Consider the following 13,516-nt stretch of genomic DNA (forward strand, 5'->3'; position numbering starts at 1 on the left):
GACGGGAGGACGAACGGTGCGTACCGGCAAGCCTCGAACCATCGTCATCTGGACCCTCGTCGCCCTGGTCGGCGCGGCGGGCTGGTCCGTGCTCGCGCTCTCCCGGGGCGAGAACGTGTCGGCGGCCTGGATGGTCGCCGCCGCGCTCGGCTCGTACGCGATCGCCTATCGCTTCTACGCGAAGTTCATCGCGTACAAGGTGCTCAAGGTCGACAAGACCCGGGCCACCCCGGCGGAGCGGCTGAACAACGGCATCGACTTCCATCCGACGGACCGGCGCGTGCTGCTCGGCCATCATTTCGCGGCGATCGCGGGCGCGGGCCCGCTGGTCGGCCCGGTGCTGGCCGCGCAGATGGGCTATCTGCCCGGCACCGTCTGGATCATCGCCGGCGTGATCTTCGCGGGCGCTGTCCAGGACATGGCGGTCCTGTTCTTCTCCACCCGCCGGGACGGGCGCTCGCTCGGGCAGATGGCCCGCGAGGAGATCGGGCCGTTCGGCGGGGCCGCGGCTCTCCTCGCCGCCTTCGCCATCATGATCATCCTGCTCGGTGTGCTCGCGCTGGTGATCGTGAACGCGCTGGCGCAGTCGCCGTGGGGCACCTTCTCCATCGGGATGACGATTCCGATCGCCCTGCTGATGGGCTTCTATCTGCGCGTGCTGCGCCCGGGCCGGATCACCGAGGTCTCGCTGATCGGCGTGGCCCTGCTGCTGCTCGCCCTGGTCGCAGGGCGCTGGGTCGCCGAGTCCTCCTGGGCCGACACCTTCACCCTCGCCCCCTCCACCCTGGTCGTCTGGCTGGTGGCGTACGGCTTCATCGCCTCGATCCTGCCGGTGTGGATGCTGCTCGCCCCCCGCGACTACCTCTCCACCTTCATGAAGATCGGCACGATCGCGCTGCTGGCACTCGGCGTGGTCATCGCGCTGCCGACGCTGAAGATGGACCCGGTCACCGACTTCGCCCGGCAGGGCAACGGGCCGGTCTTCGCCGGCTCGCTCTTCCCGTTCGTCTTCATCACCATCGCGTGCGGCGCGCTGTCCGGCTTCCACTCGCTCATATCGAGCGGCACGACGCCCAAGATGATGCAGAAGGAGACGCAGGTCCGGATGATCGGATACGGCTCCATGCTGATGGAGTCGTCGGTCGCGATCATGGCTCTCGTCGCCGCCTGCGTCATCGACCCCGGCCTGTACTTCGCCATGAACGCACCCGCCGGTGTCATCGGCACCACCGTGGAATCGGCCTCGCACGCGGTCGCGAACCTCGGGTACACCATCTCCCCGGCGGACCTCGCGAAGGCCGCGCACCAGGTCCAGGAGCAGAGCCTGCTCTCCCGCACCGGCGGCGCGCCCACCCTCGCGGTCGGTGTCTCGGAGATCTTCTCGAAAGTCACCGGCGGCAGCCTGCGCGCCTTCTGGTACCACTTCGCGATCATGTTCGAGGCGCTGTTCATCCTGACCGCGCTCGACGCGGGCACCCGCGTGGGCCGGTTCATGCTCCAGGACACGCTGGGGAACGTCTACCGGCCCTTCAAGAACGTGAGTTGGAAGCCCGGCCTGGTCATCACCAGCGCGATCGTGACCGGACTGTGGGGCTACTTCCTGTGGGTCGGCGTCCATGAACCGCTCGGCGGCATCAACCAGCTCTTCCCGATCTTCGGCATCTCCAACCAGCTGCTCGCGGCGGTCGCCCTCGCCGTCTGCACCACCCTGCTGGTGAAGTCCGGGCGCCTCAAGTGGGCCTGGATCACCGGGATTCCACTCGTCTGGGACGCCACGGTGACGCTCACGGCCAGCTATCAGAAGGTGTTCTCCAGCGATCCGAAGGTGGGCTTCTTCCAGCAGCGGTCGGTGTACCAGGACGGCATCGACGCCGGAAAGGTCCTGCCGCCCGCCAAGAGCATGGACGACATGCACACCGTGGTCACCAACTCCACGGTGGACGGCGTACTTTCGGCCGTTCTCGCGGTCCTCGTCGTCGTGGTGATCGTGGACGCGGCGCGGGTCTGCGTCCGGCACATCCGCCGCCCCGCGCTGTCCACGCTCAGCGAGGCGCCGTACGTGGAGTCGAAGATCGTCGCTCCGGCCGGGCTGATCCCGACCGAGGAGGAGAAGGCGGAGGAGCGCGATGCGGTCGGCGCTGCGCCGGACAGCTAGGGGAATCCGCTGGTACGTAAGGGAGTTGACGGACGAATCCGCGTACGACCGCTATGTCGCGCACGTACGGAATGACGATCCGGGCGCTCCCGTACCCTCGCGCCGGGAGTTCGAGCGGGCGCGTGCGGACCGTCAGGAGGAGGACCCGCGCCAGGGGTTCCGCTGCTGCTGACGGCGCCTTTCGCGGACACACGAACCCTCCACATCCGCTATCCGGACGGGGGTTCCATAAAGCGGAACCGTCGCCTAGATTGCCTGCGCGTTACACAGGTGATCAGTGAGGGGACGGAGCCGTCATATGTCAGATGTGCCTGAAGTGAAGCCACCGGTGGTGACACCGGTTCGCGTCGTGATCGCCCTCTGTCTGATCGCGCCCTTCGTGGCGATGCTGTGGGTCGGCTCGTACGCCAAGACCGACCCGACCTTCATCGGCATCCCGTTCTTCTACTGGTACCAGATGCTGTGGGTGCTCATCTCGACCGCCCTCACGATGACCGCGTACAAGCTGTGGCAGCGCGACCAGCGTGCCCGTGCAGGGGGTGCGTCCAAGTGAAGGACGGCGTGAACGGAGTCGCCCTCGGCGTCTTCATCTTCTTCTTCCTGGCCGTCACGGTCATGGGCTTCCTGGCCGCACGCTGGCGCAAGGCGGACGACGAGCAGAGCCTCGACGAGTGGGGCCTGGGCGGACGGTCGTTCGGCACCTGGGTCACCTGGTTCCTGCTCGGCGGCGACCTCTACACGGCGTACACCTTCGTCGCCGTACCGGCCGCCATCTACGCGGCGGGCGCGGCCGGCTTCTTCGCGGTGCCGTACACGATCCTGGTCTACCCGCTGATCTTCACCTTCCTGCCCCGCCTGTGGTCGGTCTCCCACAAGCACGGGTACGTGACGACCTCGGACTTCGTGCGCGGTCGCTTCGGCTCGAAGGGCCTGTCGCTGGCGGTGGCCGTCACCGGCATCCTCGCCACCATGCCGTACATCGCGCTCCAGCTGGTCGGCATCCAGGCCGTGCTGGACGTCATGGGCGTGGGCGGCGGCGAGAACACCAACTGGTTCGTCAAGGACCTGCCGCTGCTCATCGCCTTCGGTGTGCTGGCCGCGTACACCTACTCCTCGGGTCTGCGCGCCCCGGCCATGATCGCGTTCGTGAAGGACACCCTGATCTACATCGTGATCGCGGTGGCCATCATCTACATCCCGATCAAGCTGGGCGGCTTCGACGAGATCTTCAAGGCGGCGGGCGACAAGTACACGGCGGCCGGCGCGGGCGGGGTCGTGCCCGCCGAGGCGGGCCAGTGGACGTACGCCACCCTCGCGCTCGGCTCGGCGCTCGCGCTGTTCATGTACCCGCACTCGATCACGGCGACGCTGTCCAGCCGCAGCCGTGAGGTGATCCGCCGCAACACCACGATCCTGCCCCTGTACTCGCTGATGCTGGGACTGCTCGCGCTGCTCGGGTTCATGGCGATCGCGGCCGGGGTGAAGGTGCAGAACGGCCAGCTGGCGATTCCGCAGCTCTTCGAGAACATGTTCCCGAACTGGTTCGCGGGCGTGGCCTTCGCCGCGATCGGCATCGGAGCGCTCGTCCCCGCGGCCATCATGTCCATCGCGGCGGCGAACCTCTTCACCCGCAACATCTACCGGGACTTCATCAAGCCGGACGCGACCCCGCAGCAGGAGACCAAGGTCTCCAAGATCGTGTCGCTGCTGGTGAAGGTGGGCGCGCTGGTCTTCGTCCTGACGATGGACAAGACGGTCGCGATCAACTTCCAGCTGCTCGGCGGCATCTGGATCCTGCAGACCTTCCCGGCCCTGGTCGGCGGCCTGTTCACCCGCTGGTTCCACCGCTGGGCGCTCCTGGGGGGCTGGGCCGTCGGCATGCTCTACGGCACGCTCGCCGCGTACGGGGTCGCCTCCCCGACGCAGAAGCACTTCGGCGGCAGCTCGAAGGAGATCCCCGGCATCGGGGAGATCGGCTACATCGGTCTGACGGCGTTCGTACTGAACGTGGTCGTGACCGTCGTCCTCACCTTCGCCCTCCGGGCGTTCAAGGCGCCGGAGGGCATCGACGAGACGTCCCCGGAGGACTACACGGCGGACGCGGGGGACCCGGGCGTCGCGGTGGAACTGCAGGTCACGGGGCACTGATTCCGGCCCGGTCCACGATCCGCGGCGCCCTCTCGATCGGCGGGCGCCGCGGACTTTTCTCCGGGGCGCGTGTTCACTGCGCTCTCGGAGTCGGAGTCGGAGTTGGAGCCGGAACGGAGCCGGAACGGAGCCGCTGGATCGTAGCCGGGGAAAAATCTCCCCGCCCGTGTCCGCCGGTCCCGCAGACTGACTCCATGGACATCGTCATCCGGCCGGCGAGGCCCGAGGAGTACGAGCGCGTCGGCGAGATCACCGCGCAGGCCTATATCGGGGACGGGCTGCTGGACTTCGGGGAGAGCGACGAGTACCTGGGCGAGTTGCGGGACGTGGCGAAGCGGGCCGCCGCGGCGGAGGTCCTCGTCGCCGTCGGCCGGGACCGCTCGACAGGCGACGCGACCATCGGCCGCGCGATGACCGTCGGCCGCGCGACGAGCGACGCCACCGTCGGCAGCGCGTCAGGCCGCGAACCGGGCGCCGCGGCCGTCGACCCCGAACCCGACGGCGCAACCGTCGACCACGAACCCGGCCACGCAACCGTCGGCCCCGAACCCGGCCACGCGACCGAATCCGACGACGCGACCCCCGACCCCGCATCCGCATCCGCATCCGCACCCGGCCCCGGACCCGACCCGGACCCGAGGACGTAAGCGTCGACCGTGTGCTCGACCGCGTGCTCGGCGGCGTGACCTTCGTGCCGGACGGCGGCCCCATGGCGGATATCGCGCGGCCCGGTGAGGCGGAGATCCGGATGCTCGCCGTCGCGCCCGACGCCCGCGGCCGGGGTGCCGGCGAAGCCCTCGTACGCGCCTGCGTCGACCGGGCGCGGGCCACGGAGGGCTGCGTACGCGTCGTGCTGTCCACCCAGCGCACCATGCACACCGCCCACCGCATCTACCAGCGCCTCGGCTTCACCCGCGCCCCCGAGCGCGACTGGAACCCGATCCCGCACCTCGACGACATCCTGCTGCTCACCTACGAGTTGACGCTCCGGCACACTCCGTAGCGCTCTCCGGCACCGACGCGACACAACATGTGGGGGTGCTCCCGCAACCCGGCACAAGATGTATGCTCATGCTCGCTGTCGCCGCAGGGGAATCCGGTGCGAATCCGGAACTGTCCCGCAACGGTGTACTTGTGCGTGTTCGCGTACCCGCTGACACGTACGGGCTTCAGTCCGAGGACCTGCCGACAGCGCGCCCCGGCCACCCGGCCCGGGTGCCGACGACGTCCGGGCCTCGTGGAATGGGCTGGTGGACGCGACGTACCGCTGCCCGAATGCGTGCGCTCGTGTGCTCCGCGCTCTCCTCAAGGCCCCGTGCCGAGCGAGGGAGAGCCCCCAGTGACCATCGCGCCAGCCGATCCGGCTTCAGCTGCCGTTTCCGCGAAGCAGGCCCCGGTGGAGACCGACGGTCCCGGTACCGCGCTGCTGCGGACCCTGACCGACCTCACCGCCGACCTCCCCGACGCCGACCCCGGCCGGGTCGCCGCGGCCGCGCTGCGCGGCCGGTCCGCCCGGGCCGACGAGGCGGAGCTGCGCGAACTGGCCACGGAGGCGGCCGCGGGCCTCATCTCCGAGGACCCCGCCTACTCGAAGCTGGCCGCCCGGCTGCTGACGGTCAGCATCGCGGCCGAGGCCGCCTCACAGGGCGTCACCTCGTTCTCCGAGTCGGTCACCGTCGGCCACCGCGAGGGCCTCATCGCGGACCGCACGGCCGAGTTCGTACGGCTGCACACGGCCCGCCTCGACGCGCTGATCGCCGCCTCCTTCGCCGAGGGCGCCGACGACCGCTTCGGCTACTTCGGCCTGCGCACGCTGCACAGCCGTTATCTGCTCCGGCACCCGATCACCCGTCGTGTGATCGAGACCCCGCAGCACTTCATGCTGCGGGTCGCGTGCGGCCTCGCCGAGGACGACACCCGGCGGGCGCTGGACGAAGTCACGGACCTCTACCGGCTCATGAGCCGCCTCGACTACCTGCCCTCGTCCCCCACGCTCTTCAACTCCGGTACGCGGCACCCCCAGATGTCGTCCTGCTACCTCCTCGACTCCCCGCTGGACGAGCTGGACTCCATCTACGACCGCTACCACCAGGTCGCCCGGCTCTCGAAGCACGCGGGCGGCATCGGCCTCTCGTACTCCCGGATCCGTTCGCGCGGTTCGCTGATCCGGGGTACCAACGGGCACTCCAACGGCATCGTCCCGTTCCTGAAGACGCTCGACGCCTCGGTCGCCGCGGTGAACCAGGGCGGCCGGCGCAAGGGCGCCGCCGCGGTCTACCTGGAGACCTGGCACTCCGACATCGAGGAGTTCCTGGAGCTGCGCGACAACACCGGTGAGGACGCCCGCCGTACGCACAACCTGAACCTCGCGCACTGGATCCCGGACGAGTTCATGCGCCGGGTGAACGAGGACGGCGTCTGGTCGCTGTTCTCGCCGTCCGACGTGCCGGAGCTGGTCGACCTGTGGGGCGACGCGTTCGACGCCGCGTACCGCAAGGCGGAGGAGGCGGGCCTCGCGAAGAAGTCCATCCCGGCCCGCGACCTGTACGGCCGCATGATGCGCACCCTCGCGCAGACCGGCAACGGCTGGATGACCTTCAAGGACGCCGCCAACCGCACCGCCAACCAGACGGCGGAGCCGGGCCACACCGTCCACTCCTCGAACCTGTGCACCGAGATCCTGGAGGTCACGGACGACGGGGAGACGGCGGTCTGCAACCTGGGGTCCGTCAACCTCGGCGCCTTCGTCGTCAACGGCGACATCGACTGGGAGCGGCTGGACGCCACCGTCCGCACCGCCGTCACCTTCCTCGACCGGGTCGTCGACATCAACTTCTACCCGACCGAGCAGGCCGGCCGCTCCAACGCCAAGTGGCGCCCGGTGGGCCTCGGCGCGATGGGCCTCCAGGACGTCTTCTTCAAGCTGCGTCTGCCCTTCGACTCGCCGGGGGCCCGCGCGCTCTCCACCCGGATCGCCGAACGCATCATGCTCGCCGCGTACGAGGCCTCGGCCGACCTCGCCGAGCGCAACGGCCCGCTCCCGGCCTGGGAGAAGACCCGTACGGCCCGTGGCGTCCTGCACCCCGACCACTTCGACGTGGAGCTGACCTGGCCGGAGCGCTGGGCGGCCCTGCGGGAACGTATCGCCGCGGTCGGCATGCGCAACTCGCTGCTGCTCGCCATCGCGCCCACCGCCACCATCGCGTCGATCGCGGGCGTGTACGAGTGCATCGAGCCGCAGGTGTCGAACCTCTTCAAGCGCGAGACGCTCTCCGGCGAGTTCCTCCAGGTCAACTCCTACCTGGTGGACGAGCTGAAGCAGCTCGGCGTGTGGGACGCGCAGACCCGGGAGGCGCTGCGCGAGTCCAACGGCTCGGTGCAGGGCTTCACCTGGGTCCCGCAGGACGTCCGCGACCTGTACCGCACGGCGTGGGAGATCCCGCAGCGCGGCCTGATCGACATGGCCGCCGCCCGCACCCCGTTCCTGGACCAGGCCCAGTCCCTGAACCTGTTCCTGGAGACGCCGACCATCGGCAAACTCTCCTCGATGTACGCCTACGCCTGGAAGTCGGGCCTGAAGACGACGTACTACCTGCGCTCCCGCCCGGCGACCCGGATCGCCCGCGCAGCACAGGCGCAAGCACCGGCGCAGACGCCCATCCCCGTGCAGGCGACTCCCGACGAAGACGCCGTCGCCTGCTCCCTTGAGAACCCCGAGTCCTGCGAGGCCTGCCAGTAATGTCCACCCCGAACACCGAGAAGGCCGTGGCCGACAAGAACCTGCTCGACCCGGGCTTCGAACTCACCCTCCGCCCCATGCGCTACCCGGACTTCTACGAGCGCTACCGGGACGCGATCAAGAACACCTGGACCGTCGAGGAGGTCGACCTCCACTCGGACGTCTCCGACCTGGCGAAGCTGACGCCTTCCGAGCAGCACCTGATCGGCCGGCTTGTCGCGTTCTTCGCGACGGGCGACTCGATCGTGGCGAACAACCTGGTGCTGACGCTCTACAAGCACATCAACTCCCCCGAGGCGCGGCTGTACTTGTCGCGGCAGCTCTTCGAGGAGGCCGTGCACGTCCAGTTCTATCTGACGCTGCTCGACACCTACCTCCCCGACCCGGAGGACAGGGCGGCGGCCTTCGACGCCGTGGAGAACATCCCCTCCATCCGCGAGAAGGCCGGGTTCTGCTTCAAGTGGATCAACGAGGTGGAGAAGCTGGACCGCCTCGAGATTAAGGCCGACCGGCGTCGCTTCCTGCTCAACCTCATCTGCTTCGCCGCGTGCATCGAGGGCCTCTTCTTCTACGGCGCCTTCGCGTACGTCTACTGGTTCCGCAGCCGGGGTCTCCTGCACGGCCTCGCCACCGGCACCAACTGGGTGTTCCGCGACGAGACCATGCACATGTCCTTCGCCTTCGAGGTGGTCGACACCGTCCGCAAGGAGGAGCCGGAGCTCTTCGACGACGAGCTTCAGCGGCAGGTGACCGACATGCTGCGGGAGGCCGTCGAGGCCGAGCTGCAGTTCGCGCGCGACCTGTGCGGCGACGGACTGCCGGGCATGAACACCGAGTCGATGCGGCAGTACCTGGAGTGCGTCGCCGACCAGCGCCTCCAGCGGCTGGGCTTCGCGCCGGTGTACGGCTCCGAGAACCCCTTCTCCTTCATGGAGTTGCAGGGTGTCCAGGAGCTGACCAACTTCTTCGAGCGGCGGCCGTCGGCGTACCAGGTGGCGGTGGAGGGCTCGGTCGACCTCGACGAGGACTTCTGACGAGGACTTCCAGCGAGGACTTCCAGCGAGGACGGTTGTGACGAGGAGGGTTCTGACGATGCGTCACGGATGACATCTCAGGAATGACGTACCCGGAATGACGTCTCAGAAGTGACGTACCGGTGATGCCGGGCCGCGAGCGCGGCCCGGCATCGCCGCGTCTCGTCCATGGACCGTCCATGGGCCGTCCATGGACCCCCTATGGAGCGGCAAAGTTCTTCGGGCACGCCTGTTCCCGCGTCATCGGACGGGACTACGTTCTGGCCGTCCCGCCACGTCACGCACATGCGGCATGACAGGACGCCTAATTTGGCATGCCCATGACGTATACCCGCGCGGCGACACTACGCGCGTCACGGGCCCGCCACGCAACGCCGAGAAGCCCCACTTCCGGCTGTGGAGCCGCGTACGGCCCTACCCAGGCCCGCGCGGCACCGGCCTCAAACCGATGGAGGCAGCACCCCATGCGTGAGACACGTTCCCCCCGGAGACTGCGAAGACTTCTGACCGCCGCCGTACCCGCTCTCACCCTCACCGTCGCCGGTCTCATGGCGGCCCCCGCCGCCGGGGCCCAGACGGCACCGGCCGCCGGTCACTCCTCCCGCGTCACCCAGAACGCGAAGGCCCTGACCGACCCGGCCGCACAGGCCGTGCACTCCACGGGCAAGGCCGGCCAGAAGGTGCCCACCACGCACCTGTGCGGCGCTCCGACGCCCGGTCACGCCGCCTGCTTCGCCCAGCGCCGCACCGACATCAGGCAGAAGCTGGCCGCCGCGATATCCCCGAACGCCGCCGCCGCGGTGTCGGGCCTGAGCCCGGCCAACCTGCACAGCGCGTACAACCTGCCCTCGACGGGTGGCTCGGGCCTGACGGTCGCGGTGGTCGACGCCTACAACGACCCCAACGCCGAGTCGGACCTGGCCACCTACCGCTCCCAGTTCGGCCTGTCCGCCTGTACCAAGGCCAACGGCTGCTTCAAGCAGGTCAGCCAGACCGGCTCGACCACCTCGCTGCCGACGAACGACACCGGCTGGGCGGGCGAGGAAGCGCTCGACATCGACATGGTCAGCGCCGTCTGCCCGAACTGCAACATCATCCTCGTCGAGGCCAACTCCGCGACCGACTCCGACCTCGGCACTGCGGAGAACGAAGCCGTCGCGCTGGGCGCGAAGTTCGTCTCCAACAGCTGGGGCGGCTCCGAGTCCTCCTCGCAGACCACCGAGGACACCCAGTACTTCAAGCACCCGGGCGTCGCCATCACCGTCTCCTCAGGTGACTCCGGCTACGGCGCCGAGTACCCGGCCACGTCCCAGTACGTGACCGCCGTCGGCGGCACCGCGCTGTCGACGTCCTCCACCTCCCGCGGCTGGAGCGAGTCGGTCTGGAAGACCAGCAGCACCGAGGGCACGGGCTCGGGCTGCTCCGCGTACGACGCGAAGCCGAGCTGGCAGACCGACACGGGCTGCGGCAAGCGCATGGAGGCCGACGTCTCCGCCGTCGCCGACCCCGCGACCGGCGTGGCCGTGTACGACACCTACGGCGGCTCCGGCTGGGCGGTCTACGGCGGTACGAGTGCCTCCGCACCGATCATCGCGGGCGTCTACGCGCTGGCCGGCACCCCGGGCTCCAGCGACTACCCGGCGAAGTACCCGTACTCCCACACCTCGAACCTGTACGACGTCACCAGCGGCAACAACGGCTCCTGCTCGACCTCGTACTTCTGCACCGCGGCCACCGGCTACGACGGCCCGACCGGCTGGGGCACCCCCAACGGCACCACCGCCTTCACGTCCGGCACCAGCACCGGCAACACGGTGACCGTCACCAACCCGGGCAGCCAGTCCACCGCGACCGGCAGCGCGGTCAGCCTGCAGATCTCGGCGAGTGACAGCGCGGGCGCGACCCTCACCTACAGCGCGAGCGGTCTGCCGACCGGGCTGTCGATCAGCAGCTCGACCGGCAAGATCACCGGCACCGCGAGCAGCGCGGGCACCTACAGCGTCACCGTGACCGCGACCGACAGCACGGGCGCCTCCGGCTCGGCCTCCTTCACCTGGACCGTCAGCACCTCCGGCGGCGGCACCTGCACCCCGGCGCAGCTGCTCGGCAACCCGGGTTTCGAGTCGGGCAACACGACCTGGACCGCGAGCAGCGGCGTCATCACCAACTCCAGCGGTGAGGCGGCGCACGCCGGTTCGTACAAGGCCTGGCTGGACGGCTACGGCTCGACGCACACCGACACGCTCTCCCAGTCGGTGACGATCCCGTCCGGCTGCAAGGCCAGTTTCACCTTCTACCTGCACATCGACACGGCGGAGACGACCACCAGCAGCCAGTACGACAAGCTGACGGTCACCGCCGGATCGACCACTCTGGCGACCTACTCCAACCTCAACAAGGCCACCGGGTACGCCCAGAAGACCTTCGACCTGTCCTCGTTCGCCGGCTCGACCGTCACGCTGAAGTTCAGCGGCGTCGAGGACTCCTCCCTCCAGACCAGCTTCGTCGTCGACGACACCGCCGTGACGACCAGCTGACTTACGCGGGCCCTGGCCGCCGTCGCGGCCAGGGCCCTTTTCCTGCCCCGATGGGGATTCGGCCAGGGCCTTCCCGCTCCGATGGGGATTCGGCCAGGGCCTTGCCGCTCCGATGGGGACACGGCCAGGGCCTTCCCGCTCCCATGGGGATCCTGATGCGGGGGTGACACGTCCAAGCTGCAAGGAGGTCACCCCATGCACCGAACGACCCATCACCGGACCGTCGCCCTGGCGGCGCTGACCCTTCTCCTCGCGGCGGGCTGCGGCACACAGAGCGGCGACGGCGCGGGCGGCAGCGGCACCGTGTCGCCGTCCCCCACGACGAGCCACCCGGGCTGCGCCGCGGCCAAGGCGGAGCTGGGCGCCGCCGACACCGGCCACACGTTCTGCCTGACGACGGGTGACGTGATCCGTATCAACCTGGACGGCACCACCAGCAGGCCCTGGGCGCCCGTCAAGCTCGGCGGCAGCGGCCTCGAGGCCACCAACAGCGGTGTCGTCCTCCAGGCGGGCGACGCCTCCTCCGCCTTCAAGGCGGTCTCGGCCGGAACCACGCAGCTCACCTCGTCGCGCCCGCTGTGCCCCAGCGACCCGGCGCGGGTCTCGTGCAAGGGCCTTCAGGAGTGGACGGTCACGGTGGTGGTGACGAAGGCGTGAGAGCGCGTGGGGCCCTCGGCGTCCGAGGCTTTCGACGGCTGCTCGCGGGAGGCGCGGGCCGTCCTGAGCTGACGGTCGACGCGCCGCTCGTGCGCCAGGCCGACCAGTGACGGGAAGGCCACGACCGCGAAGATCCCAAGGACGGTCAGGAGGCCGACGAGGTTGTCCATGAGTGTGTTCATGGACACCACTGTCGCGCCGATTGCTCCTTACCGTCAGTGGCAGGACTGCCGCACACCCTCGAATTACTGCCACTGACGAGGCACACTGGACGGCATGCTGACGAACGTGGCCGCAGTCCTGCTCGACGGTGTGCATCCCTTCGAACTCGGTGTCGTCTGCGAGGTCTTCGGCCTCGACCGCAGCGACGAGGGCCTTCCCGTGTACGACTTCGCGATCGCCTCGGCCGAGGGGCCGACGCTCGGCACCCATGTCTCCGGGTTCACGGTCTCCACGCCGCACGGCCTCGACCGGCTCGACGCCGCCGACCTGGTCGTCGTCCCGGCCGGCGACACCTATGCCGTGCGCGGATATCCGCCCGAGCTGCTCGACGCGCTGCGCCGGACCGTCGAGCGTGGCGCCCGGGTGCTCAGCGTCTGCTCCGGCGCCTTCGTGCTGGGCGCGGCCGGGCTTCTGGACGGGCGGCGCTGCGCGGTGCACTGGCACCACGCGGAGGCGCTCGCCCGGCAGTATCCGCGCGCGATCGTCGAGCCGGACGTGCTGTACGTGGACGCGGACCCGGTGATCACCTCGGCGGGCACCGCCGCCGGGATCGACGCCTGTCTCCACCTTTTGCGCAAGGAGCACGGGCCGGAGGTGGCCAACGCCGTCGCCCGCCGCATGGTGGTACCGCCGCACCGCGACGGCGGCCAGGCCCAGTACATCGAACGCCCGCTGCCCCGGTCCCGGTGCGACACGGTCGGCGAGGTGCTGGTGTGGATGCAGCGGCACCTCGACGAGGAGGTGACCGTCGAACAGCTCGCGGCCCGCGCCCATATGTCCCCGCGCACCTTCGCGCGCCGCTTCCAGCAGGAGACGGGAACCACGCCGTACCGCTGGATCCTGCGCCAACGGGTGCTGCTGGCACAGGAGTTGCTGGAAGGCACGGACGAGACGATGGACGCGATCGCGGACCGCACCGGGTTCGGCAACGCGGCGGCGCTGCGCCATCAGTTCGTACGGAGTCTGGGGACGACCCCGCAGGCGTACCGGCGCACGTTCAGGGGCCCGCAGGCGGCCTGAACGT

General features: G+C 69.4%; 10 protein-coding genes, 2 pseudogenes and 1 riboswitch. Of the genes and pseudogenes, 11 read left to right on the top strand and 1 reads right to left on the bottom strand.

Annotated features, from left to right (window positions below):
* The first annotated feature begins 16 nt into the window (after nt 1-16).
* The 10 genes and pseudogenes from ACFVXA_RS05940 to ACFVXA_RS05985 all read left to right on the top strand — a co-directional run bounded on the left by ACFVXA_RS05940 (nt 17) and on the right by ACFVXA_RS05985 (nt 12,270).
* On the top strand, nt 17-2,155 hold the full coding sequence (locus tag ACFVXA_RS05940) for a carbon starvation CstA family protein (RefSeq protein WP_390023961.1): 2,139 nt from the start codon (nt 17-19) through the stop codon (nt 2,153-2,155).
* Nucleotides 2,127-2,327, top strand: a complete 201-nt coding sequence (locus ACFVXA_RS05945) for a CstA-like transporter-associated (seleno)protein (protein ID WP_390023963.1) — start codon at nt 2,127-2,129, stop codon at nt 2,325-2,327. Before ACFVXA_RS05940 ends, ACFVXA_RS05945 begins: the two co-directional genes overlap by 29 nt.
* Before the next feature lie 126 nt (nt 2,328-2,453).
* Nucleotides 2,454-2,708 carry a DUF3311 domain-containing protein gene (locus ACFVXA_RS05950; RefSeq protein ID WP_362027368.1) on the top strand — a complete coding sequence of 85 codons (255 nt, stop codon included), beginning with the start codon at nt 2,454-2,456 and terminating at the stop codon, nt 2,706-2,708.
* Nucleotides 2,705-4,303, top strand: a complete 1,599-nt coding sequence (gene mctP / locus ACFVXA_RS05955) for a monocarboxylate uptake permease MctP (protein WP_389745026.1) — start codon at nt 2,705-2,707, stop codon at nt 4,301-4,303. The genes ACFVXA_RS05950 and mctP overlap by 4 nt, the downstream gene beginning before the upstream one ends.
* A gap of 194 nt (nt 4,304-4,497) precedes the next feature.
* Nucleotides 4,498-4,679: pseudogene (locus ACFVXA_RS05960) on the top strand (GNAT family N-acetyltransferase); the annotation flags it as partial.
* Nucleotides 4,680-4,973: 294 nt separating this feature from the next.
* A pseudogene (locus tag ACFVXA_RS05965) lies at nt 4,974-5,306 on the top strand (GNAT family N-acetyltransferase); the annotation flags it as partial.
* Nucleotides 5,307-5,393: 87 nt separating this feature from the next.
* Nucleotides 5,394-5,486: riboswitch (cobalamin riboswitch) on the top strand.
* A 156-nt stretch (nt 5,487-5,642) separates the two neighbouring features.
* Complete coding sequence (locus ACFVXA_RS05970; RefSeq protein WP_362027362.1) at nt 5,643-8,042, top strand: ribonucleoside-diphosphate reductase subunit alpha; 2,400 nt, start codon at nt 5,643-5,645, stop codon at nt 8,040-8,042.
* On the top strand, nt 8,042-9,076 hold the full coding sequence (locus ACFVXA_RS05975; protein WP_390023965.1) for a ribonucleotide-diphosphate reductase subunit beta: 1,035 nt from the start codon (nt 8,042-8,044) through the stop codon (nt 9,074-9,076). The genes ACFVXA_RS05970 and ACFVXA_RS05975 overlap by 1 nt, the downstream gene beginning before the upstream one ends.
* 464 nt (nt 9,077-9,540) lie before the next feature.
* Nucleotides 9,541-11,613: a putative Ig domain-containing protein gene (locus tag ACFVXA_RS05980; RefSeq protein WP_383737579.1), complete on the top strand. Its 2,073-nt coding sequence runs from the start codon at nt 9,541-9,543 to the stop codon at nt 11,611-11,613.
* Nucleotides 11,614-11,808: 195 nt separating this feature from the next.
* Nucleotides 11,809-12,270 (top strand): hypothetical protein, encoded by a 462-nt coding sequence (locus ACFVXA_RS05985; RefSeq protein WP_389512417.1) that lies wholly within the window; start codon nt 11,809-11,811, stop codon nt 12,268-12,270.
* Here ACFVXA_RS05985 and ACFVXA_RS05990 read toward each other — a convergent pair.
* The gene (locus ACFVXA_RS05990; RefSeq protein ID WP_383737573.1) at nt 12,231-12,452 is read right to left on the bottom strand and encodes a hypothetical protein; all 222 of its coding nucleotides are present in this window, start codon (nt 12,450-12,452) and stop codon (nt 12,231-12,233) included. The two genes, ACFVXA_RS05985 and ACFVXA_RS05990, sit on opposite strands and share 40 nt — an antisense overlap.
* A gap of 94 nt (nt 12,453-12,546) precedes the next feature.
* Between ACFVXA_RS05990 and ACFVXA_RS05995 the strand changes: the two genes are divergently transcribed.
* Nucleotides 12,547-13,512: a helix-turn-helix domain-containing protein gene (locus ACFVXA_RS05995; protein WP_362027347.1), complete on the top strand. Its 966-nt coding sequence runs from the start codon at nt 12,547-12,549 to the stop codon at nt 13,510-13,512.
* Nucleotides 13,513-13,516: the final 4 nt, after the last annotated feature.

The organism is Streptomyces sp. NPDC058246, assembly GCF_042881985.1.
Taxonomy (GTDB): Bacteria; Actinomycetota; Actinomycetes; order Streptomycetales; family Streptomycetaceae; genus Streptomyces.